Origin of the sequence: Salipiger sp. PrR007 (genome assembly GCF_010499845.1) — a bacterium.
Taxonomy (GTDB): Bacteria; Pseudomonadota; Alphaproteobacteria; order Rhodobacterales; family Rhodobacteraceae; genus Salipiger; species Salipiger pacificus_A.
In genome coordinates this window covers 238,386-260,076 of sequence record NZ_JAAGOZ010000050.1, presented here as the reverse complement: position 1 = coordinate 260,076, position 21,691 = coordinate 238,386, and the positions used below count along the sequence as shown (strand labels likewise).

Sequence of the window (21,691 nt, the reverse complement as noted above, 5' to 3'; positions counted from 1 at the left end):
GATATGGACACGGACACGGACACGGACATGGACGGGGGCGCCGGGCGCATCATAGGAAGAACGCGCAGCATCAGCGAGATCCGCTGCGAGAGCAGGAGAGGCCCGGTCGGGATTGGCTGCCGGGCGCGTGATGTCTGCAAGAGGGAGCAGGAGGAAGAATGAACTTGGAGAAAAGACTTGCCGGCAAAAAGGCGGTGATCACCGCTGCCGGTCAGGGGATCGGCCGTGCCACGGCGGAGCGTTTCGCCGCCGAGGGGGCCGAGGTCATCGCCACCGACATCAATGAGGCGGCGCTGGAAGAGCTCGGGCAGATCGCGGGCATCACCGCCAAGAAGCTGAACGTGCTCGACGGCGCGGCGATCAAGGCCTTCGCCGAAGAGGTGGGTGCGGTCAACGTGCTGTTCAACTGCGCAGGCATCGTCCACGCGGGCACGCTTCTCGACGCCACCGAGGACGAATGGGATTTCGCCTTCGACCTCAACGCCAAGGCGCAGTTCCGGATGATCCGCGCCTTCCTGCCGGGAATGCTGGGTAATGGCGGCGGCTCGATCATCAACATGTCGTCGGTCGCCGGGCCGATCACCGGGCCGGTCAACCGGCTGGTCTATTCGGCCTCCAAGGCCGCCGTGGTCGGGCTGACCAAGGGTGTCGCCGCCGATTACGTGACCCAGGGCATCCGCTGCAATGCGATCTGCCCGGGCACGGTCGACAGCCCCTCGCTGCACCAGCGCCTGCGCGACACCGGCGATTACGAGGGTGCTCTCAAGGCCTTTGTCGCCCGCCAGCCGATGGGCCGGGTGGGCGATCCGAACGAGGTGGCCGCGCTGGCTGCCTATCTCGCTTCCGACGACTCCGGTTTCACCACCGGTCAGGCCCACGTCATCGACGGCGGCTGGACCACCTAAGACTTCAAAAGGAACTCCCCATGAAATTCGCACGTTACGGCGCCCGCGGCGCTGAGAAACCCGGCCTGATCGACGCCGACGGCAAGCTGCGCGACCTCTCGGGCCACGTCTCGGACATCGCGGGCGATGTGCTCGCCGACCTCGACACGTTGAAGTCGATCGACCCGGCCTCGCTGCCGCTGGTCGAGGGCGAGCCGCGCTATGGTGCCTGCGTCGGCGGCACCCGCAAGTTCATCTGCATTGGTCTCAACTACGCCGACCACGCCGCCGAAAGCGGCATGGACGTGCCGCCCGAGCCGGTGATCTTCGCCAAGTTCACCTCGGCGATCTGCGGCCCGAATGATCCGATCATCATTCCCCGCAACTCGGTCAAGACCGACTGGGAGGTCGAGCTGGGCTTCGTCATCGGCAAGACCGCGAAATACGTGGCCGAAGAAGACGCGATGGATCACGTCGCGGGCTTTTGCCTGATCAACGACGTCTCGGAGCGCGAATTCCAGGCCGAGCGCGCTGGCCAATGGGTGAAGGGCAAGTCCTCGGACAACTTCGGCCCGACCGGCCCCTGGCTGGTGACCCCGGACGAGGTGGGTGACTTCGACAACCTCGGCATGTGGCTCGAGGTGAATGGCGAGCGGGTGCAGGACGGCTCCACCGCCACCATGGTCTATCGCGTGCCCTTCCTCGTGTCCTACCTGTCGCAATTTTTCACGCTCGAGCCGGGCGACATCATTTCGACCGGCACGCCTCCGGGCGTCGGCCTCGGCTTCAAGCCGCCGCGCTACCTGAAGGCGGGCGACACGGTGGAGCTGGGCATCGAGAAGCTCGGCACCCAGAAGCAGATCTGCGTGGACGACAAATGAGGTCGGCGCCTTGCTCCCGCGCGGGGCAGGGCACCTTCTGAAAACAACGCGGCGCGGTCCCATGGACCGCGCCGTTCATCATTTCGAGGCAGGCCGAAAGCGGCTCAGTTGAGACGCGAGGGGTAGATGAATCCGTTGACCGGGTAGACGCTTCCGAAGGTGCCGGGGTTGCTCTCGAGCCGCACCTCGGACCAGTCGTTGCGCGGCGAGACATCGACGACCGCCATCTTCAGCGACACCTGATTGCGGTGCCAGTTGGCGTGATCGACCATCACTTCGCGCGGCGAGACGACCTCGGAAACCACGGCGACATGGCCCATCGGCAGCCGCGAGGTCTTGCTGAAGGCCATCACCGCGCCGATGGCCGGTCGGGTGCCGCGGTCGTAAAGATCCTTGGCTTGGCCCCACCAGGTTTCGGCATTGCCGCGGATGTTGATGCCACTGAGATTGCGCGCGTAGGGAACACACCAGACCCTCTGGCCGTTGGACTGCAGCTTCTTTGCCTCGCGCAGGGCCAGTTCCTGGCGCTGGGGGCTCAGCTCGATATCCGACAGCCGCTGGATCTCGGGCGTGTTGGAGCAGGCGGCGGTGATCATCAGGAGAAACGCGCAGGCGACCGGTGTGGCCCGCGACCTGAGTGTGGCGTTTTCCACGCGCATTGTGTCCCTCGGCATCTTGTTGTTCTGCTCGGCACCGCTGTTCCCGCAGTGGCCTCATGCGAAGGATGGTAAACTCAATGTTTGTAACAAATCGAAGAATTCGTGACCCCTTGGAACCGGCGGATTTTCGCCTATACGTTCTCTTTCCGTTCCGGAAGCCCTCCGAACATTCCGCACCAAGTGACTAATTTTTAACCACTTAGGTGGAGTCTTCGGGTGGCATGCTCCCGCTCGCCGCGTGAAAAGCCGCTCCGCCGGCGCGTCACCCGGTCGATTCCGTGATCTCGGACAGGTCCACCGGGACGAGGCCAAGCGCCCGGGCGGTCTCTAACGACAACTGTCCGCTCTCGAGCCCGCGCGCCGTCTGGTAGCGGCGCACCGCGGCGCGGGTCGGGGCATCCATCGCGCCGGTCACTGCGCCGGAGAACTCTCCGCGCGCCGCCAGCGCGCGCTGCACCGAGGCGACGAACTCCGGGGTCATCTGCGCCGGGCAGGGGGCCTCGAAGCGCATCTCGCCGCGCGGGCGCACCAGCTTCGGCACTTGGGTGCGGCGGTAGATCGGCGCGCGCAGCACCGTGCCATCCTCGGCGATCTCGGCCTGCACCACCAGCACTTCGCCCTGCACCTGCTCATAGATCGCCGGGATGTGCTCGCGGGCCCAGCAGCTGCCGTCCGCGGCCCGCTCGGGGGGCAGCGGCGCTTCCTCGTCGGGCGGCTGCGGCGCGCCGCAGGCGGCGAGCAGCGACAGCAGCACAGGCAGGCAGGCGCGGGGCAGGATCGGGGGCATGGCTCGGGCCTCAGGTCGTCTTTTGCGGCGGACCCTAGCAACTGCCGCGGAACCGGGGAAGGCCGGGGCGCCGTCTGAGCGTGATCTGCCGGGCGCAGGCTGCGCTTTCGGCACGGAAAGCACAGTGCTGCCCTCTGGACCCGCCCCCGATACGAAGGCTACAACGCGCCCTGACGAATGATGGAGACAAGGCCGATGGCGAAGATCACCTATATCGAGTTTGGCGGCACCGAGCATGTCGTAGAGGTTCCGAACGGCCTGACCGTGATGGAAGGCGCGCGCGACAACAATATCCCGGGCATCGAGGCCGATTGCGGCGGCGCCTGCGCCTGCTCGACCTGCCATGTCTACGTGCACCCCGACTGGATCGAGAAGCTGCCGCCGAAGGACGACATGGAAGAAGACATGCTCGACTTCGCCTTCCAGCCTGACGCCGACCGCTCGCGCCTGACCTGCCAGCTCAAGGTGACCGATGCGCTCGACGGCCTGGTCGTGCAGATGCCGGAAAAGCAGATCTGAGCGAGGCGCTCCGATCCCCGCGCGGCGCGCTCCGCGGGCGTGTTGCAGCGCTTGCCTCGGGGGCGCTCCCGGGGCTGGCGCTCAGCCTTGTCCTCGGCGCCGCGCGCGCCGAGACGCCCGCCGCCCGCTATGCGGAGCCCACCACGCGCTACGATCACGGCGTGCTTGGCGATGCGGTGGAATGGGGCGCGCTGCGGTTCGACGGCCCTGACGGCCCGGTGCTCCTGCGCCTGCCGCAGACCCGCGTCTTCGAGGACATCGCCCCGCGCGTCGTGCCGCTCCCCGAGGGCGGCTGGGCCGCGCTGGTGGTCGAGAGCGATCAGTCCAAGGGCGCCCGGCTGGCGCTTTACACCCCCAGAGGCCTGCTCGCCGCCACCGCCTTCATCGGGCAGGCGCACCGCTGGCTCGCCCCGCTCGGCGGCGCCGACCTCGACGGCGACGGCGCTCTCGAGCTGGCCTATGTCGACCGCCCACACCTTGCCAAGACCCTGCGCGTGGTGCGCTACCGCCCCGGCGATCCGCAGCTGCGCGACGTCGCGGCGCGGCCCGGGCTGACCAATCACCGCATCGGCTGGGATCACATCGCGGGCGGCCTGCGCGACTGCGGCAGCGGCCCCGAGATGGTTCTGGCTGACGGCGATTTCTCCCGCCTCGTCGCGGCGCGCCTCCGCGCCGGCCGCCTCGTTTTGCGCGATCTCGGCGCCTGGACGGCGGCCCGCTCCGAGGCAGCCCTGCGCTGCCAATAAAGCCGCGGGCCTCCGAGCTCGAAGCCCCAAGCCGCCTCCTTTCTTTCGAAATACGCCCGCCGGGGGCGGTCCCCGACCGTCCGCCAAAGCGTCGCCGCGACAGCCTGCCGCGACCGAAAGGGGCTTTGCTTTCCCGCCCGCCGCGCGTACCCATGCTCACATGAGAACACTCTTTCTTGGGGACGTGATGGGCCGCGCCGGGCGGGCTGCCATCGCCGAGACCCTTCCCCGCCTGCGCGAAGACTGGAAACTCGATTTCGTCGTGGTGAACGGCGAGAACGCCTCGAGCGGCACCGGGCTGACCGGCGCCCATGCCAAGATGATTCTCGAGGCCGGGGCCGACGTGGTCACGCTGGGCGATCATGCCTTCGACCAGAAGGAAATGCTCACCTACATCGAGAGCGAGCCGCGCATCATCCGCCCGCTGAACTTCGCCAAGCAGGCGCCGGGCCGCGGCGCCGCGCTCTTCACCGACCGCCGCGGGCGCAAGGTGCTGGTGCTTCAGGTGCTGGGCCAGGTCTTCATGAAACGCGCCTTCGCCGATCCGTTTTCGGCGGTGGACGAGGTGCTGCGGCGCCACCCGCTGGGCGGGCAGGCGCAAATGATCCTCGTCGACATGCATTGCGAGGCGACCTCGGAGAAGATGGGCATGGGGCATTTCTGCGACGGGCGCGCCAGCCTCGTCGTCGGCACCCACACCCACGTCCCCACCGGCGACGCGCAGATCCTGCCGGGCGGCACGGGCTACCTGACCGATGCCGGCATGTGCGGCGATTACAACTCGGTGATCGGCATGGAAAAGGCCGAGCCGATGCGCCGCTTCGTCACCGGCATGGGCAAGACCCGCTTCCAGCCGGCGCTCGGCGAGGCGACGCTTTCTGGCGTGCTGGTCGAGACCGATGACCGCACCGGCAAGGCGACCTCGGTGCGCATGGTGCGCCAAGGCGGGCGGCTGGAGCAGGCCGGCCCCTGATGCACCGGGCCTTGCCCTTTCTCGCGCTGATCGCGGTGGGTGCGCTTTGGGGCGCGGGCCAGCCGCTGGCCAAGATCGCCGTATCCGAGGGCTACCGCCACGTCGGCATCCTGTTCTGGCAGCTGGCGCTTGGCGCGCTTTTGCTGGGCACGGTGACCCTGCTGCGCGGGCGCAGCCTGCGGTTCGCACGCGGGGATCTGCCGCTGCTGCTTTTCGTGGCGCTGGCAGGCACGGTGCTGCCGGGCATCTCCTCTTATACCGCCGCCGTGCATTTGCCCTCGGGGCTGATCTCGATCCTGCTCTCGGCGGTCCCGATGTTCACCTTCCCGCTGGCGCTGGCGCTTGGCAACGACCGCTTCTCGCGGCGGCGCCTCGCCGGGCTCTCGCTGGGGCTGGGCGCAGTGGCGTTGCTGGTGCTTCCCGAGACCAGCCTGCCCGAGCCGGGTATGGCGCGCTGGATCCCCGTCGCGCTGGTCTCCTCGGTCTTCTACGCGCTCGAAGGCAACGTGGTGGGCCGTTGGGGCACGCGCGGGCTCGACCCGGTCAAGCTGCTGGCCGGGGCTTCGGCGCTTGGCGCGGTGATCGCCCTGCCGATGGCGCTGCTCGGCGGTCAGTTCATCGACCCGCGCCCGCCCTGGGGCGCGCCGGATCTCGCGATCCTGGCGGGCTCGGCGATCCATGCGCTGGCCTATGCGGGCTACGTGGCGGTGGTCGCCTCGGCTGGGGCGGTCTTTGCGGTGCAGGTCAGCTATCTGGTAACACTTTTAGGGCTCTTCTGGGCCATGCTCTTCCTAGGCGAGAGCTACAGCGGGGCGATCTGGGGGGCGCTGCTCATGATGTTGGCAGGCATGGCGCTGGTGCAGCCGCGGCCGCGCCACATTCTTGTAAGCGCCGGCGCATCCGCTAAGAATGAGCGGCGCTTCAACGGGTCGGGCGCGCAGACAGGCGACGTACAAGTATGAATTTCTTCGAGCTGAGCCAGACGGCACAGGCCTGGGTCACGATCGGCACGGTCCTTGCGATGTTCCTGCTCTTCATCCGCGAGACCTACCCGACCGAGGTGGTGGCGATCGGCGGCACCGCCTTCCTGCTGGCCATGGGCGTGCTGCCCTACCAGGATGCGCTCAGCGTGCTGTCGAACCCGGCCCCCTGGACCATCGCGGCGATGTTCGTGGTGATGGGGGCGCTGGTGCGCACCGGCGCGCTCGACACCTTCGCCACCTACGCGCAGGCGCAGGTGCAGCGCCGGCCGAAAAAGGCCATGGCCGTGATCATGGGCGTGGTGATCCTCGCCTCGGCCTTCATGAACAACACGCCGGTCGTCGTGCTGATGCTGCCGGTCTTCGTGCAGATCTCGAAATCGCTCGGCCTTCAACCTTCCAAGCTGCTGATCCCGCTGAGCTATGCCGCGATTCTCGGCGGCACCACCACGCTCATCGGCACATCGACCAACCTGCTGGTCGACGGCGTGGCGCGGGCGCAGGGGCTCGAGGCCTTCAGCATTTTCGAGGTCACCCCGCTGGCGATCATCCTCGTGGCCTGGGGCATGCTCTACCTGACCTTTGTCGGGCGCTTCCTGCTGCCCGACCGCCACTCCATGGCGGGGATGCTGTCGGACCGCTCGCGGATGAAGTTCTTTACCGAGGCGGTGGTGCCGCCCGACAGCGACCTCATCGGCCGCGAGGTGCTCGGCGTGCAGCTCTTCAAACGCGAGGGCGTGCGGCTGATCGACGTGGTGCGCGGCGACGAGTCGCTGCGACGCAACCTCGAGGGTGTGACGCTGCAGGTCGGGGACCGGGTCGTGCTGCGCACCCAGATGACCGAGCTTCTGTCGCTGCAGCGCAACAAGTCGCTCAAGCGCGTCGACCAGGTCTCGGCCAAGGAAACCACCACGGTCGAGGCGCTGATCTCGCCCGGCTGCAAGATGGTCGGCCGCAGTCTTGGCGGGCTGCGCCTGCGCCGCCGCTTCGGGGTCTACCCGCTGGCGGTGCACCGGCGGAACCAGAACATCGGCCGCAAGATCGACGAGCTGGTGGTGCGCGTCGGCGACACGCTGCTGCTCGAGGGCGCCCCCGAGGACATCAAGCGTCTCGCCGAGGAAATGGAACTGGTCGACGTCTCGCGCCCCTCGGCCCGCGCCTTCCGCCGCGGCCATGCGCCGGTGGCCATCGGCGCCATGGGCGGCATCGTGGTGCTGGCGGCGCTCGGCGTCGCGCCGATCCTCGCGCTCGCGGTGATCGCCGTGGCGGTGGTGCTCTTCACCCGCTGCATCGACAGCGACGAGGCCTTCTCCTTCGTCGAGGGGCAGCTGCTGGCGCTGATCTTCGCCATGCTCGCCATCGGCGCGGCGCTGGAAGCCTCTGGCGCGGTGCAGCTGATCGTGGGCGCCGTCGCGCCGCTGCTCGAGTCGCTGCCCGGCCCGCTGCTGATCTGGGCGGTCTTCCTGATGACGTCGATCCTGACCGAGGCGGTGAGCAACAACGCCGTCGCCGTGGTGGTCACGCCGATCGCCATCGGTCTCGCGCATCACCTTGGGATCGATCCGCGCCCGCTGGTGGTGGCGGTGATGGTTGCGGCCTCTTGCAGCTTCGCGACGCCCATCGGCTACCAGACCAACACGCTTGTCTACGGCCCCGGCGGCTACCGGTTCTCCGACTTCCTCAAGGTCGGCGTGCCGCTGAATCTGACCATGGGCATCCTCGCCGCGATGCTGATCCCGCTGTTCTTCCCGCTCTGAGCGGGGCGGGGCGCATAGCGGCGGCCCGAATGTGCAGGGCCGCCCCGGTCTTAGGCGCGCACATCCCTGCAAAACAGGGGCGTCGGGCTTGCGGGGGCGGGGGGCTCTGGGGTATGAGACCGCGATATTCCACATGACAGACGAGGCAAGGGGTCCACATGGCCGGCCATTCCAAATGGGCAAACATCCAGCACCGCAAGGGCCGTCAGGACGCGGTGCGCGCCAAGCTCTTCTCGAAATTCTCCAAAGAGATCACCATCGCCGCCAAGATGGGCGATCCCGATCCCGAAAAGAACCCGCGCCTGCGGCTCGCCGTCAAGGAAGCCAAGAGCCAGTCCATGCCCAAGGACAACATCGAGCGCGCCATCAAGAAGGCGATCGGCGGCGACGGTGAGGATTACGAGGAAATCCGCTACGAGGGCTATGGCCCGAACGGCGTGGCGGTGATCGTCGAGGCGATGACCGACAACCGCAACCGCACCGCCTCCAACGTGCGCTCGACCTTCACCAAGAACGGCGGCAACCTCGGCGAGACCGGTTCGGTTGCCTTCATGTTCGAGCGCAAGGGCGAGATCATCTACAAGGCCGCCGCCGGTGATGCCGACACCGTCATGATGGCGGCGATCGAAGCTGGCGCCGAGGATGTCGAGAGCGACGAGGAAGAGCACGTCATCTACTGCGCCGACACCGATCTGAACGAGGTCGCCACCGCGCTCGAAGCTGAGCTTGGAGAGTCGGAATCGACCAAGCTGATCTGGAAGCCGACCACCACCACCGAGCTCGATCTCGACTCGATGCAGACGCTGATGAAGCTGGTCGATGCGCTGGAAGACGACGACGACGTGCAGCGCGTCACCACCAACTTCGAAGCTTCCGACGAGGTCATGGCCCAGCTCTGAGCCGCGCCAACTCGTGCAATGCCGAAGGGGCGGGGGGAGACTCCCGCCCCTTTTTCGTGCTGCGCCGCGATCCCGGGCGCAGGGGCGGCGCAGCCACCGCCTAGCGCCGCGTGTAGTGACGCATCTCGTCGATCATCCCGAGAAACGGCCGGATGTGACCGAAGAACTCGCGGAACTCGGCGCTGCCGCGGAATTTCTCCATGTGATCCTCGGCCGAGGTCCACTGGATGCGCAGGATGAATTGAGTAGCGTCCTCGTCGCACTGGCAGATCTCGAACTCCAGCGCGTAGGGCGAGCGCAGCAGCGGTGCCCGCGCCTCGGTATAGGCGCGCAGGAAGTCGTCCTGCTGCGCCTCGGGCACCGTGTAGCGGATGTACTCCACCGTCATGTGGCGGGCTCAGACGCGCGTGATCGCCAGCTCGACCACCCCCGGCACGGTTCCGGAATAGGTGGCGGTCAGTGCCAGATCGAGATCGCCCAGCGTGATGTGCTGGTGCTGCGCGCGTCGGTCGCCGCCTCGGTCCTCAAGCTTTTCGCCGATGCGCAAGACAAACTCGCTGCCGTCATGCGCCATGCCGTCGAGCGCCCGCTTGGGCATCACGCCGGAATAAAGCTCCACCCGATCCGCGGTTGACTTCGGGCAGGCACCGAAGACGATGAAAAAGGCACTGAGCGTGCCGACGCTCTCGTCGTGGAAATCGTGGCGGAAGCCGATCGAGGCGCCGACCCCGCCAGCGCTGTTCTCGGCGGTGGCGCCGACGGCCTGGAAGCCCGCGATCACCTGCGGCGGCAGCGCCGTCTCCAGCCAGTCGCCGGCATGCAGCGCGTCGCCCATGAGGTGCCAGGTCAGCTCGGTGTCATTGGCGATGACGAATTCCACCTGCTGCGCCGGGGCAGGGTGCGGCATGGTGCCGAGATCGCCGCGCATCGCCTCGAAAGCGCCGAGGATGTCATGCGCTCTGATGGGGGTGCTGTGGGGCGGACTCCCCGCGTTTGTGGCAAAACCTGCCATGACTATATCTCCTGGAAATGGACTTCTTGCAAAAATACGAAACCCAGTTTGCCGCAATCGGGGCGGCGCACCAACAGCCTTTCTGTGGCAGGCGGCAAACCGCCATCGCTGCCCGTCCCGGGGCCCTTGCCTCGCGCCGGATCAGGCGTCAGTTTGGCGCCGACAGATGCGCTCGCTTCATGACCCGCAAGGACCGATGACCCAATATCTCGACATGCCCGACTATCGCCTCGCCTATGTCCACACGCCGGGGGAGGGGCCGACCGTGGTCTTCCTGTCGGGCTACAAGTCCGACATGGAAGGCACCAAGGCCGTGCATCTCGAGGCTTGGGCCAAGGCCCGGGGCCGGGCCTTCCTGCGGCTTGACTACTCCGGCCACGGCCAGTCCGGCGGCACCTTCGAGGAGGGGTGTATCGGCGATTGGGCGGCGGATGCGCAGGCGGTGATCGAACATGCCACCTCCGGCCCGCTGATCCTCGTCGGCTCGTCGATGGGCGGCTGGATCGGCAGCCTGCTGACCCAGCGGCTGAAGGACGTGCGCGGCTTCGTCGGCATCGCCGCCGCGCCGGACTTCACCGAGGACGGCTTCTGGGCCGGGTTCTCCGAGGCCGAGCGGACCGAGGTGATGGAGACGGGCGTGGTCTATCTGCCTTCGGCCTATGGCGATCCCTATGCCGTCACCCGCAAGCTGATCGAGGACGGGCGCGAGAACCTCGTGCTGCGGAGCCCGCTGCCGATGCCCTTCTCGGTGCGGCTGGTGCAGGGCACCGAGGACGAGGCGGTGACCCGCGAGACCGCGCTGCGCCTGCTTGACCACATCGACAGCCCCGACCTGCGGCTCACGCTGGTGAAGGGCGCCGACCACCGCTTTTCCGAGCCCGAGAACCTGACCCATATCGAGACCGCCATCCTCGAGGTTGGCGGCTGAGGAGAGACCATGGACCATCGCATTAGCCTCATCACCCTTGCCGCCCGCGACCCCGAGGCGCTGGCCGGCTTCTACGAGGCGCTGGGATGGGAGCGCGTCGATGCGGTGCCCGGCATGGTGGTCTTCGACTTGCTGGGGCAGGCGATCGGCATCTATTCCCGCGACGCGCTGGCCGAGGACATGGGGGTGGAGCCCGAGACCCTCGGCCATGGCGCGATGACGCTGGCGCATAACGTCGGCTCGCCCGAGGAGGTCGACGCCCTGATGGCCAAGGCCGAGGCGGCGGGGGCAAAGATCCTGCGCCCCGGCGGCGGAGTGCACTGGGGCGGGCACATCGGCTATTTCGCCGACCCCGAAGGGCACGTCTGGGAGATCGCCCACAACCCGTTCTCGCCGCTCCGGGCCGAGGATGGCGCCTTCCGCTGGCGCGGCTACTGAGCCCGGCAGGGCTTTCTTAACCACGCGCGCCTAGGCTGCCCCCGGCAAGGGAGGCGGCCATGCAGGGCTTCGATCCGCAATACCGGGACTACCCCGACTACCTGCGCCAGTTGGCGCAGCAGGTCTGGTCGCGCCGGGGGCTCGGCGGCGAACAGGCGCTGGACCGGCTCTGGCACCCTCACGTGATCCTGCGCCGCCCCGGCGGCATCGGCTTCGGCCCCGAGGCGCTGCGCGCCGAGGTCTTCGAGCTGGTCTCGGCCCTGCCGGACCTCGAGGCGGTGACCGAGGATGTGCTCTGCACCGGCACCCCGCGGCGCGGGCTCCTCGGCGCGCAGCGGCTGCTGTGTTCGGCCTCGCATGGCGGCGAGGGGGTCTTTGGCGCACCATCCGGGACACGTCTGCGTTTTCGCACGCTCGCCGAACTGCATGCCAAGGACAATCGCGTCGCCGACCTCTGGGCGGTGCGCGACACCGGGGCAATCCTGCGCCAGATCGGCCTTTCGGTGCGGGACTGGGCGCGCTGGCGGCTCACCGGGCGCGACCCGGACAGCCAGCCCTTCCGCCCGCAGGTCGATGCGCAGGGGCCCTACACGGGGCAGGGCGACGACAGCCGCTGGGGCGAAGCCCATGCCGCCCTGCTCGAAGAGATGATGGACGGCGGCTTCTCGGTCGCCCCGGCCCGTTACGATGCCGCCGCGCGGCTCTGCCTTCCGGGCGGAGAGATGTCGCGCGGCGCCGAAGGCGGCGAGCGCTTCTGGCTGGGGCTGCGCGCGGCCTTCCCCTCGGCGCGTTTCACCATCCACCACCGCATCGGCGCCGAGGCGCCGCGCTGCCCGCCGCGCACCGCGCTGCGCTGGTCGCTGAACGGTCGGCACGACGGCTGGGGCCGCTTCGGCCCTCCCACCGGCGCAGAGGTGCACGTGATGGGGCTCAGCCAGGCCGAGTTCGGGCCTGAAGGGTTGCGCCGGGAATGGTCGCTCTACGACGAAGCGGCGGTCTGGATGCAGATCCACCTTGGCACCGGCGCCGTCCCGGCGCAGGCGACCAGCAAGCCCGCCGCGGCGCGCCTTGGCTGAGCCCCGCGCCGCCCCGGCTGCTGCGAAGACCGCCCCACGGCGGCGGGCCGCCGGTGCGGTGACTTCCTGCTTTCGCTGGGAATCTTCGGCATATAGTCTACGTCCCACTGCAGGGACGGGCGCATCGGGCGCCGCGAAAAGTCCCGCGGCTTGACGACAGGGCAGAACGGACTTGGTGACCCAGCTCACGCATCTCATGCGCGCGGCGCCCGCCGCGCGGAACCACGACCCGGACACCCGGAGGCGGCGGCATGGCTGAGCCGCTCGTCCTGTTGCCGGAAACCATGTGCGACGCGCGGCTCTACGGCCCCCAGATCGCCGACCTCTCGCGCGAGATGGCGGTGATGGTCGCCCCCGTCCACCTCGGCGACCGCATCGAAGAGATCGCCTCGACCCTGCTCGACGTGTTGCCCCGCCGCTTCGCGCTGGCGGGCTGCGGCTTCGGCGGGATGGTGGCGATCGAGCTGCAGCGGCGTGCGCCTGACCGCGTGACGCGGCTGATGATGATCGGCAGCTCGCCCCTTGCCGACACACCGCAGCAGGCCGACGAGCGCGACCGGCTGGTGATCAAGGCCCGCGCCGGAAAGTTCGCAGAAGCGGTCGAGGCGCTGCTCCCCAAAGAGAGCCTCGCCGAAACCCCCTATCGCGACGAGATCATGGCGCTGGTGCGCGACATGGCCGAGGGCTTCGGCTCCGATGTCTTCGTGCGGCAGGCGCGGGCTTTGCAACGGCGGCGCGACCAGCAGGCGGTGGTGCGCAAGCTGCGCATCCCGGTGATGATCGTCGCCGGGACGCAGGACACGCTCTACCCCGAGAAACGACAGCGCGTGCTGGCCGAGCTGATCCCTGGCGCGGTGCTGCGGATGATCGCGGGCACCGGCCACCTGCCCATGCTCGAGGATCCGGATGCGCTCAGCGCGGCGATCCGCGCCTGGATGCGCCTCCCGGTGCCGCGCTGAGTCGCGCCAAAGCTTGACCGCCCCCGCGCCGCCGCCTATGGGAGCCGGGCGTGGAGGGCTGGGCGGCCGCTGCGGCGGGTGACCGCCGGAGAGGAAAGTCCGGACTCGCTGAAGCATCGGTGCCGGGTAATGCCCGGGCAGGGCAACCTGACGGAAAGCGCCACAGAGAACAGACCGCCGTCCCTCGGGGCGGTAAGGGTGAAACGGTGGGGTAAGAGCCCACCGGGGGGCTGGCAACAGGCCCCGCATGGCAAGCCCCACCGGGAGCAATGCCAAATAGGGACCCCGCGCGGGGCATGATCTCTTCGGAGATATCGCCGCAGGGCCGCTTCAGCCCGAGGGGTCCGGGTTGGCAGCTTGAGCCGTGCGGCAACGTACGGCCTAGAGGAATGGTCGCACAGGGGCGGGGCAACCCGCTCTGGACAAAATCCGGCTTATAGGCCCTCCACGCATGATATCTCCTCCGTCCGCGCCGGGCGCGCTGGGGATGAATTTGGGGAAAATCCGTCTTCCTCGCGATTCCCGACCCGAGAGCTGTTGACTCCGGGCCGCGGCTGGGTAAAAGGCGGGCTCCAAGAGATTTCACGGGCGGCTTTCGCCCCCCGTTGCAGGAGAAGAAGAATGGCGAAGCCGACCACCATCAAGATCCGCCTGAACTCGACCGCCGGGACGGGCCATTTCTACGTGACCAAGAAAAACGCGCGGACCATGACCGAGAAGATGACCGTGCGCAAGTACGACCCGGTCGTGCGCAAGCACGTGGAATACAAAGAAGGCAAGATCAAGTAAGCCTTCCTTGATTTCGGATCACGAGAGCCGCACGGGAAACCGCGCGGCTCTTGTCGTTTCTGCGGCGTGCATCCCGGGCAGGTCAGAGCGCGAATTTGCCTGGTGTGCCAGGCACGTGCCGCATTCCGTATGCCAAAGTGGCCCATGGTATACCGCTAATGCGTTGATTTCCCTGCATGACGGGCATTCCGTCTCGTGGGTTTCTGCGCTTTTCCTTTCGTGAGACGCTGCGTCGCAGAATTTCGGCCGCCCAAGTCGCGGTCCCTCCCTCCCGGCGCGTTCCGCGCAGATCCGAAAGAGACCCATATGATCAAATCTTCTCTCCTGGCCGCCCTGGCCATCGCCCTTCCCATGTCGCTGCCGCTGGCTGCGTCCGCCGCCTCGCTGACCCTCTCCGAGCCGCTCGCCGGCGGCACGTTGCGTGAGGGCACCGTGGATATGTCCGTCTACACCCAGCCCGTGGATGAGACCGGCATCGAGGTCGTCGCCTTCTACACCGAGCGCGCAGGTGGCGAGCCGATGCGCCTTGCGATGCGGCTCGAGGATGGCGACAGCACCACCTTCGGCCTGCCGGGGGTCTCGGGCGTGTCCTATCGTTTCGAGCGCGCCGCCGAGGCTGTCACCGTGACCAGCGCCCCGGCCCGCAGCGAGCTTGCGCTGAACTGAGCGGCGCCCGTGTCGCATCGGCCAAAGGCCGTCCCCGCGGGGACGGCCTTTTTGCTGCGCATTGGCCTCTCGCGTGGACCGCGGCGCTCTGCTAGGGGTCGCGCGACGAAGCAGGGGCCGGGTAGCGATGGACGAGACGCGGATCATTCTTGAGGCAGGACCGGGCGGCGCAGCGGCGCTCTTCGAGCGTCCGCGCGAACTGGTCACCGCGTCGAGCCCCGCCGGGGCGCTCGTGGCGCTGGCGCGGCTCGAGCAGGCGCGGGCCGAGGGCTTCTGGGTCGCGGGCTACGCCGCCTACGAGCTCGGTTTTGCGCTGGAGCCGTCGCTGGCGCATCTTTGGGTACCGGGTGCCCCGCTGCTGCACTTCGGCATTTTCGACGCCCCGCAGGACGCTTCGGCGGCGCTGGAAGAGATGCCGGGACAGGGCGCGCGGGTCACCTCCGTGACGCCGCTCTGGTCACCAGAGCGCTACGCCGGGGCCTTCCACGAGATCAAGGAGATGCTGGCGGCGGGCGACCTCTATCAGGTCAACCTGACCATGCCGATGGAGGCCCGTTTCGAGGGTACACCCGAGGCGCTCTGGGCGGCGCTGCGAGCCTATCAGCCGGTCGGCCACGGCGGGTTTGCACAGCTTGGGGGCGAAACGATCCTATCTTGCTCGCCCGAGCTTTTCTTCCGGCTCGACGCGGGCGGCCGGATCGAGGTGGCGCCGATGAAGGGCACCGCCCCGCGGGGCGCCACCCCGGCCGAGGACAATGCACTGCGCGAGGCGCTGGCGGCGGACGAGAAGAACCGCGCCGAGAACGTGATGATCGTGGACCTGATGCGCAACGACCTGTCGCGGCTGGCGCGGCCGGGCAGCGTCAAGGTGCCCGAACTGCTGAAGGTCGAACGCTATGCCACGGTGCACCAGATGGTCTCGCGGGTGGTGGCCGAGCTTGAGGGGCGCCCCTCGGTGACGGACCTGCTGCGGGCGATCTTCCCTTGCGGCTCGATCACCGGGGCGCCGAAGATCGCTGCGATGAAGGCGATCCACCGGCTCGAGGGCTGGCGCCGCGGGGTCTATTGCGGCGGGCTGGGCTGGATGGCGCCGGATGGGTCGGCGGAGTTCAACGTGGCGATCCGCACGCTGAGCGTGACCGGCGCGGGCCGCGCCCTGCTGGGTGTCGGCGGCGGCATCGTGCAGGACAGCAGCTGCGAGGCGGAATACGAGGAGGCGCTGTGGAAAGCCCGATTCCTGACCGGATTGATGCAGCAGGGCTGAGCCCCGAGCTGCGGCTGATCGAAACCCTGCGCTGGGAGCCTGGCAGCGGGGCCCTGCGCGGCGTGCGGCACGTGGCGCGCTGCCTGCGCAGCGCGGCGGCACTCGACATTCCGCTGGAGCGGGCGGCGCTGGAGGCTGCATTGGCTGGGTTCGATGCCGACAGCCCGCAGCGGCTGCGGCTGACCGTGGGACGGGCGGGGGATATCGAGATCACCTCGGCGCCCTTCGATCCCGCCGCTGTCCCCGCGGGGACGCGGGTGATGCTCTGCGCCGCGCGGCTCGACCCCGGGGCGGCGCTGCTGCGCCACAAGACCACCGCGCGGGCGCTCTATGACGCGGCGCTCGGGACGCGGCCCGAGGGGGTGGATGAGCTGCTCTTTCTCAACACCCGCGGCGAGCTCTGCGAGGGGGCTTACACGAATGTCTTTCTGGAGCGTGAAGACGGCGCGCGGGTGACCCCGGCGCTCGCCTCAGGGCTGCTGCCGGGGGTTCTGCGCGAGACGCTGCTGGAGGAGGGCGATTTTCCCGAGGCGGTGGTCAGCCTTGCCGATCTGCGGCGGGCCAAACGGCTCTGGATCGGCAATTCGCTGCGCGGACTGATGGCGGCCGAACTGCTGCCCGGAGAGGTGTCGTCGCCGCTCTGAGGCCGCCGGGGCGTGCCCAAAGAAAAGCCCCGCCAGACCGGGGTCTGGCGGGGCCGGGATGCCGGTGCTGGCGGCGCGATTACTCGCGGTTGCCCATCAGCTGCAGCAGGAACATGAACAGGTTGATGAAGTCCATGTAGAGGTTCAGCGCGCCGACGATGGCCGACTTGGCGAGCCATTCGCTGTCGCCGCTGGCGGCGTGCTGGATGTAGGTGTTCTTGATGTTCTGCGTGTCATAGGCGGTCAGGCCGGCGAAGATCAGCACACCCAGGATCGAGATGGCGAAGTGGATCGCCGGCGAGCCGAGGAAGATGTTGATGATCGAGGCCACGAGGATGCCGATCACGCCCATGATGAGGAACGAACCCCAGCCGGAGATGTCCTTCTTCGTGGTGTAGCCCCAGAGCGACAGGCCGGCGAAGGCGATCGCGGTCACCAGGAAGACCTGGGCGATCGAGAAGCCGGTGAAGGCCACGAAGATCCAGCTCAGCGACAGGCCCATCACCGCCGCGAAGGCATAGAAGAAGAGCTGCGCGCCGGCGGCGGACAGGCGCTGGAGGGCCGCGCCGAAGGCGAAGACCATGATCAGCGGTGCAAACATGACGATCCAGCCGAGGATGTTCGGCTGAAGGGTCATCGGGTCGCGGAAGACCGCCAGAAGATTAGGGCTCGTGCCGACGGCCCAGGCGACTGCGAAGGTCAGCAGCATGCCCACGGACATGGTCGCATAGACCTTGTTCATGTGCGCGCGGAGCCCCGCGTCAATCTGGGCCGCGCGTGCGCCAGCCGCGCCGTGGGTCCGGATTGTGTTCAAGTCTGCCATCGGGTCGTGTCCTCCGAGTTGAATATGTGCAGCAGCAGTATAACTGTTCGGGTCCGATATTGGCAGCGGCTTGCTTCTTTTCAAGAAGGGCGATGCGTAAAAGAGACTGTTTATGAACTAAAATTGCCCTCTCCGTTCAGCCGCGGCGGGGCGGCGGCGGAGAGGGCAGTGCGGGCCCCGGGGGGAGCGGCCCGAAAAGCGAAATGGCGCGAGGGGCTTGCGGCAGGGCTCAGAGGCGCCAGTGGCTCGGCGCGTCCCAGAAGCCGCGCTTGGCCTCTTCCAGTGCCTGACGCCTGGTCAGACCCAGATCGCGCAGCAGATGATCGTCGAGCTCGGCGAGCTTGCGGCGCTGGCGGGAAAGGCCGAGCAGCGCGACAAAACGGGTCAGCAGGGACGCGCGGCGCAGCGGGCGGTGCCCGATCCGGGCGCGGGGCAGGGCGATATCACGGGGCATGAGGCTATCCTTCACATATACTGATGTGTTTGGGTGTTTCCATGTTGCTGTGTGATGAGTTATGCTGCGAGGGGGAATATCTGTAAAACGAATGTTCCTGAAGCAAATCATCACGGAGCTTGATGTATGCGAAACCTCGATCTGACGACCCTGCGCTCGTTCGTGGCGGTGGCGGATGCCGGCGGGGTGACCCGCGCCGCGGGCTTTCTGAACCTGACGCAATCGGCGGTCTCGATGCAGCTCAAGCGGCTCGAGGAGATGCTGGGGCTGGCGTTGCTCGACCGCTCGGGGCGGGGCGTGGCGCTGACGCCCGCCGGCGAGCAGCTGCTAAAATACGCGCGCCGCATGGTCGAGATGAACGACGAGATCTATGCTCGGCTCACCCGGCAGGAATGGGAGGGGGAGATCGTGCTCGGCGTGCCGCATGACATCGTCTACCCCGTGATCCCGCGGATCATGAAGCGGATGCAGCGCGATTACCCGCGGGTGCGGGTACAGCTGATCAGCTCCTATACCTCGGATCTCAAGGAACAGTTCGCCCGCGGCGCCATCGACGTGATCCTCACCACCGAGAGCGCGCCGGGCGAGGGCGGTGAGGCGCTTCTCGAGGTGCCGCTGCGCTGGTTCGGCGCGCCGGGCGGCACCGCCTGGCGGAGCAAGCCGCTGCGGATTGCCTTTTCGCGCCGCTGCGGCTTCCGGCCCGTCGCCATCGCGCAGATGGAGCGCGAGGGGCTCGACTGGGAGCTGGCGGTGGATTCCGAGATGGACCGGACCATCGAGGTCTCGGTCTCGGCCGATCTTGCGGTCACGCCGATCCTCGAGGGGCACGCGCCGCAGCATTTCGAGATGATCCCGCAGGGGGTGCTGCCGGACCTCGGGCTGCAGCAGATCTGCCTTTATGGCTCGGCCGCCAAGCCGCAGATCATCGCGCCGATGCTGGAGATGCTGCGCAGCGAGTTCTGCACCCTGCGCCGCCGCCCCGAGCTGGCGGCGGAATAGGGCTCAGCCGGGGATCTCGATCACCACCTTGCCGGTCGAGGTGCGGTTGCGCAGCAGATCGAGCCCCTCGGCGACGGCGGACAGCGGCAAAACGTGGCTGATGTGCGGCTGCAGCTTGCCCTCGGCGTGCCAGGCGAAGAGTTGCGCCAGCGAGCCGGTCAGCGCTTCGGGGCGGAAGGTGAGGTAGCCGCCCCAGTAGAGCCCCATGACGGTGAGGTTCTTGACCAGCAGGTGGTTGGCCTTGATCTGCGGGACGGTGCCACTGGCGAAGCCGATGGTCAGCAGGCGCGCCTCGGGATTGCAGGCGCGGAAGGCGGCGTCGAACTGCGCGCCGCCAACGGCATCATAGACCACGTCGGCGCCGCCAAGCGCCTTAACCTCGGCGCGCAGGTCTGCATCGGTCGCGTCGATCAGGTGATCGGCCCCGGCGCGGCGCGCGACCTCGAGCTTTTCCGGCCCGCGGGCGCAGGCGATGACCCGCGCGCCCATCAGCTTGCCGATCTCGACCGCGGTGAGGCCAACGCCGCCCGCCGCGCCGAGCACCAGCAGCGTCTCGCCGGGCTGCAGCCGGGCGCGGTGGTCCAGCGCAAGGTGGCTGGTGCCATAGGCGATCTGGAACCCGGCGGCGACGGTGCTGGACATGCTCTCGGGCAGGGGCACGGCGCGGGCGGCCTCGAAGACGCCGTATTCCGCCAGCCCGCCCTGGCCGCCAAAGAGCGCAACGCGGTCTCCGGGGTGGGGATGCTGGACGCCGGGACCGACGGCATCGACCACTCCGGCGACCTCCATCCCGAGGGTGAAGGGCGGCTCGGGCGTGTCCTGGTAGCGGCCCTCGATCATCAGAAGATCGGCAAAGTTGAGTCCGCAGGCCTCGATCCGGAGGCGAATCTGCCCGGCGCCCGGCACTGGAAGGGGCGTCTCGATGAGATTCGGTGGCGTGCCAAACGAGTCAATCCGATAGGCTAGCATTACATATCCCTCGGTATAGGTTTCGGGTTTGCCCGCTTTGGTAACGGCTTGTCGCGCTCAGAACTTGGCAAAAATGTGAAAGCACAGAAAGCGACGTTAAGTCATTGTTTGGATTTACAACCGTGGAGTGAATTACCTCCGTGACGCTCATCGGCAGCGGCGCAACTCACTTGATCTGCATCAAACAAGCAAGGTAGCTTTTGTTCACGTAAAAAGTGTGGCTCCGGCCGCTGCTGTGAGCGGTCGGTTTTTTTGTTGGTGCTCTGCATTTTTTCGCAGGGCGAGTGAAAGGAAGAAACGATGACGCATCCCGTGGACGTGCATGTGGGTAAACGCATTCGTCACCGCCGCTGGCTTGTCGGAATGACGCAGCAGCAACTCGCAGAACATGTCGGTATCAAGTTTCAGCAGATCCAGAAGTACGAAACCGGTGCGAACCGCGTCAGCGCGTCCCGGTTGTGGGATATCGCCGACGCCCTCGAGGTGCCGGTGAGCTTCTTCTTCGAGGGGATCGAGAGCGGCCAGTCCGCCGACGAGACGACCGCCACGCCCGCCAGCCCATCCATGCCCGCCGACATCCTCGGCGACAAGGAGGCGCTCGACCTGGTGCGTTCCTACTACGCGATCCCCGAGAACCAGCGCCGCCGCCTGTTTGAATTGGCCCGGGTGCTCTCGGACGTCGCTTGAGCCTTGGAGCCCCCTGCGTTAGCTGGATCCGGTAGGATCGCGCAGCAGGGGGCCGTCATGGCTGAGACTTCCACCGGAATTTCCGCAGACTTGATTTCCGCAGACTTGGCCGAAGAGCTCTGGCAGACCGCCGCCGAGATGGCCGAGGCCGCGCGCGCGGCAATCCTGCCGCATTTCCGCGCCGAGGGGCTTGGCGCGGACAACAAGCTCTCCGAGGGGTTCGACCCGGTGACCGTCGCCGACCGCGCCGCCGAGCAGGCGATGCGCGCCGTCTTGGCGGCGCGCCGTCCGATGGATGCGATCCTCGGCGAGGAATACGGCCACGAGTCGGGCGAGAGCGGGCTGACCTGGGTGCTCGATCCGATCGACGGCACCCGCGGGTTCCTGTCGGGCACGCCGACCTGGGGTGTGCTGATCGCGCTGTCGGATGCCTCGGGCCCGGTTCTGGGGGTGATCGACCAGCCCTATACCTCCGAGCGCTTCGAGGGGGGGCTTGGACGTGCCGTCTGGTCCGGCCCGCTGGGTGCGCGTCCGCTGGCGTCCCGGCCGGCGCGGCCGCTCTCCGAGGCGATCCTCTTCACCACCTTCCCCGAGGTCGGCACCGAGGCCGAGGCCGCCGCCTTCCGCCGGGTGTCGGCGCAGGCGCGGCTCACCCGCTACGGCATGGATTGCTACGCCTATGCGCTGCTCGCCGCCGGGCAGATCGACCTGGTGATCGAGGCCGGGTTGCAGGCCTATGACGTGCAGGCGCCGATCGCGGTGATCGAGGCGGCGGGGGGCCTGGTCACCGACTGGCAGGGCGGCAAGGCCCATGAGGGCGGTCAGGTGCTGGCCGCCGCCAATGCCGAGATCCACGCCGCCGCGCTGGCGCTGCTGAACGGCTGAGGGCGCGGCGCGC

Annotated in this window: 26 protein-coding genes and 1 other RNA gene; 20 read left to right on the top strand and 7 right to left on the bottom strand. The window is 67.9% G+C overall.

Features of this window, described 5'->3' with window-relative positions; genetic code table 11:
* Positions 1–158 precede the first annotated feature (158 nt).
* Both G0Q01_RS20275 and G0Q01_RS20270 read left to right on the top strand, forming a co-directional pair.
* Positions 159–905, top strand: a complete 747-nt coding sequence (locus tag G0Q01_RS20275; protein ID WP_203595097.1) for an SDR family oxidoreductase — start codon at positions 159–161, stop codon at positions 903–905.
* A gap of 20 nt (positions 906–925) precedes the next feature.
* Positions 926–1,765, top strand: a complete 840-nt coding sequence (locus G0Q01_RS20270) for a fumarylacetoacetate hydrolase family protein (protein ID WP_164192189.1) — start codon at positions 926–928, stop codon at positions 1,763–1,765.
* A 104-nt stretch (positions 1,766–1,869) separates the two neighbouring features.
* Here the strand turns inward: G0Q01_RS20270 and G0Q01_RS20265 are convergent, their stop codons facing one another.
* Both G0Q01_RS20265 and G0Q01_RS20260 read right to left on the bottom strand, forming a co-directional pair.
* Positions 1,870–2,424, bottom strand: coding sequence for a CHAP domain-containing protein (locus G0Q01_RS20265; RefSeq protein WP_164192375.1), 555 nt, complete (start codon positions 2,422–2,424; stop codon positions 1,870–1,872).
* Positions 2,425–2,686: 262 nt separating this feature from the next.
* On the bottom strand, positions 2,687–3,211 hold the full coding sequence (locus tag G0Q01_RS20260; protein ID WP_108964882.1) for a peptidoglycan-binding domain-containing protein: 525 nt from the start codon (positions 3,209–3,211) through the stop codon (positions 2,687–2,689).
* Positions 3,212–3,406: 195 nt separating this feature from the next.
* On the opposite strand from G0Q01_RS20260, the gene G0Q01_RS20255 reads away from it, so the two are divergent.
* The 6 genes from G0Q01_RS20255 (at position 3,407) to G0Q01_RS20230 (ending at position 9,085) form a co-directional block, all read left to right on the top strand.
* Positions 3,407–3,730, top strand: a complete 324-nt coding sequence (locus tag G0Q01_RS20255; protein ID WP_092429612.1) for a 2Fe-2S iron-sulfur cluster-binding protein — start codon at positions 3,407–3,409, stop codon at positions 3,728–3,730.
* Between the two features lie 161 nt (positions 3,731–3,891).
* Complete coding sequence (locus tag G0Q01_RS20250; RefSeq protein WP_370457199.1) at positions 3,892–4,476, top strand: VCBS repeat-containing protein; 585 nt, start codon at positions 3,892–3,894, stop codon at positions 4,474–4,476.
* Positions 4,477–4,636: 160 nt separating this feature from the next.
* A complete protein-coding gene (locus G0Q01_RS20245; RefSeq protein WP_164192186.1) occupies positions 4,637–5,449 on the top strand; it encodes a TIGR00282 family metallophosphoesterase in 813 nt (270 codons plus the stop codon).
* Positions 5,449–6,411 carry a DMT family transporter gene (locus G0Q01_RS20240; protein WP_164192183.1) on the top strand — a complete coding sequence of 321 codons (963 nt, stop codon included), beginning with the start codon at positions 5,449–5,451 and terminating at the stop codon, positions 6,409–6,411. Before G0Q01_RS20245 ends, G0Q01_RS20240 begins: the two co-directional genes overlap by 1 nt.
* Positions 6,408–8,186, top strand: a complete 1,779-nt coding sequence (locus G0Q01_RS20235; protein ID WP_164192180.1) for an SLC13 family permease — start codon at positions 6,408–6,410, stop codon at positions 8,184–8,186. The genes G0Q01_RS20240 and G0Q01_RS20235 overlap by 4 nt, the downstream gene beginning before the upstream one ends.
* Positions 8,187–8,344: 158 nt before the next feature.
* On the top strand, positions 8,345–9,085 hold the full coding sequence (locus tag G0Q01_RS20230; protein ID WP_108964886.1) for a YebC/PmpR family DNA-binding transcriptional regulator: 741 nt from the start codon (positions 8,345–8,347) through the stop codon (positions 9,083–9,085).
* Between the two features lie 100 nt (positions 9,086–9,185).
* Here the strand turns inward: G0Q01_RS20230 and G0Q01_RS20225 are convergent, their stop codons facing one another.
* Positions 9,186–9,473, bottom strand: coding sequence for an antibiotic biosynthesis monooxygenase (locus G0Q01_RS20225; protein WP_164192177.1), 288 nt, complete (start codon positions 9,471–9,473; stop codon positions 9,186–9,188).
* Positions 9,474–9,482: 9 nt separating this feature from the next.
* Positions 9,483–10,097, bottom strand: a complete 615-nt coding sequence (locus tag G0Q01_RS20220; protein WP_164192174.1) for a hypothetical protein — start codon at positions 10,095–10,097, stop codon at positions 9,483–9,485.
* A gap of 196 nt (positions 10,098–10,293) precedes the next feature.
* Between G0Q01_RS20220 and G0Q01_RS20215 the strand changes: the two genes are divergently transcribed.
* The 9 genes from G0Q01_RS20215 to G0Q01_RS20175 all read left to right on the top strand — a co-directional run bounded on the left by G0Q01_RS20215 (position 10,294) and on the right by G0Q01_RS20175 (position 16,861).
* Positions 10,294–11,025 carry an alpha/beta fold hydrolase gene (locus tag G0Q01_RS20215; protein ID WP_164192172.1) on the top strand — a complete coding sequence of 244 codons (732 nt, stop codon included), beginning with the start codon at positions 10,294–10,296 and terminating at the stop codon, positions 11,023–11,025.
* A gap of 9 nt (positions 11,026–11,034) precedes the next feature.
* Positions 11,035–11,463, top strand: a complete 429-nt coding sequence (locus G0Q01_RS20210) for a VOC family protein (RefSeq protein ID WP_164192169.1) — start codon at positions 11,035–11,037, stop codon at positions 11,461–11,463.
* 59 nt (positions 11,464–11,522) lie between these two features.
* Positions 11,523–12,539 (top strand): ester cyclase, encoded by a 1,017-nt coding sequence (locus G0Q01_RS20205; protein ID WP_164192166.1) that lies wholly within the window; start codon positions 11,523–11,525, stop codon positions 12,537–12,539.
* A 251-nt stretch (positions 12,540–12,790) separates the two neighbouring features.
* Positions 12,791–13,498 (top strand): alpha/beta fold hydrolase, encoded by a 708-nt coding sequence (locus G0Q01_RS20200; protein WP_164192163.1) that lies wholly within the window; start codon positions 12,791–12,793, stop codon positions 13,496–13,498.
* Between the two features lie 50 nt (positions 13,499–13,548).
* Positions 13,549–13,951, top strand: an RNA gene (gene rnpB / locus G0Q01_RS20195) — RNase P RNA component class A.
* 168 nt (positions 13,952–14,119) lie between these two features.
* Complete coding sequence (gene rpmG / locus G0Q01_RS20190) at positions 14,120–14,287, top strand: 50S ribosomal protein L33 (RefSeq protein ID WP_007799108.1); 168 nt, start codon at positions 14,120–14,122, stop codon at positions 14,285–14,287.
* Positions 14,288–14,593: 306 nt separating this feature from the next.
* Positions 14,594–14,953: a hypothetical protein gene (locus G0Q01_RS20185; protein ID WP_235940282.1), complete on the top strand. Its 360-nt coding sequence runs from the start codon at positions 14,594–14,596 to the stop codon at positions 14,951–14,953.
* A 127-nt stretch (positions 14,954–15,080) separates the two neighbouring features.
* The gene (locus tag G0Q01_RS20180; RefSeq protein ID WP_164213759.1) at positions 15,081–16,217 is read left to right on the top strand and encodes an aminodeoxychorismate synthase component I; all 1,137 of its coding nucleotides are present in this window, start codon (positions 15,081–15,083) and stop codon (positions 16,215–16,217) included.
* Positions 16,175–16,861, top strand: a complete 687-nt coding sequence (locus G0Q01_RS20175) for an aminotransferase class IV (protein WP_370457196.1) — start codon at positions 16,175–16,177, stop codon at positions 16,859–16,861. Before G0Q01_RS20180 ends, G0Q01_RS20175 begins: the two co-directional genes overlap by 43 nt.
* 79 nt (positions 16,862–16,940) lie before the next feature.
* Here the strand turns inward: G0Q01_RS20175 and G0Q01_RS20170 are convergent, their stop codons facing one another.
* Positions 16,941–17,684: a Bax inhibitor-1/YccA family protein gene (locus G0Q01_RS20170; RefSeq protein ID WP_108964894.1), complete on the bottom strand. Its 744-nt coding sequence runs from the start codon at positions 17,682–17,684 to the stop codon at positions 16,941–16,943.
* Positions 17,685–17,913: 229 nt separating this feature from the next.
* Positions 17,914–18,138 carry a DUF1127 domain-containing protein gene (locus G0Q01_RS20165; RefSeq protein ID WP_164192157.1) on the bottom strand — a complete coding sequence of 75 codons (225 nt, stop codon included), beginning with the start codon at positions 18,136–18,138 and terminating at the stop codon, positions 17,914–17,916.
* 126 nt (positions 18,139–18,264) lie between these two features.
* On the opposite strand from G0Q01_RS20165, the gene G0Q01_RS20160 reads away from it, so the two are divergent.
* Positions 18,265–19,137, top strand: a complete 873-nt coding sequence (locus G0Q01_RS20160) for a LysR family transcriptional regulator (protein WP_164192155.1) — start codon at positions 18,265–18,267, stop codon at positions 19,135–19,137.
* Between the two features lie 3 nt (positions 19,138–19,140).
* Here G0Q01_RS20160 and G0Q01_RS20155 read toward each other — a convergent pair whose 3' ends face one another.
* Positions 19,141–20,106, bottom strand: a complete 966-nt coding sequence (locus G0Q01_RS20155) for an NADPH:quinone oxidoreductase family protein (RefSeq protein WP_108964897.1) — start codon at positions 20,104–20,106, stop codon at positions 19,141–19,143.
* Between the two features lie 300 nt (positions 20,107–20,406).
* On the opposite strand from G0Q01_RS20155, the gene G0Q01_RS20150 reads away from it, so the two are divergent.
* Both G0Q01_RS20150 and hisN read left to right on the top strand, forming a co-directional pair.
* Positions 20,407–20,793 (top strand): helix-turn-helix domain-containing protein, encoded by a 387-nt coding sequence (locus G0Q01_RS20150; protein WP_108964898.1) that lies wholly within the window; start codon positions 20,407–20,409, stop codon positions 20,791–20,793.
* A gap of 57 nt (positions 20,794–20,850) precedes the next feature.
* On the top strand, positions 20,851–21,678 hold the full coding sequence (gene hisN, locus G0Q01_RS20145) for a histidinol-phosphatase (RefSeq protein ID WP_108964899.1): 828 nt from the start codon (positions 20,851–20,853) through the stop codon (positions 21,676–21,678).
* Positions 21,679–21,691: the final 13 nt, after the last annotated feature.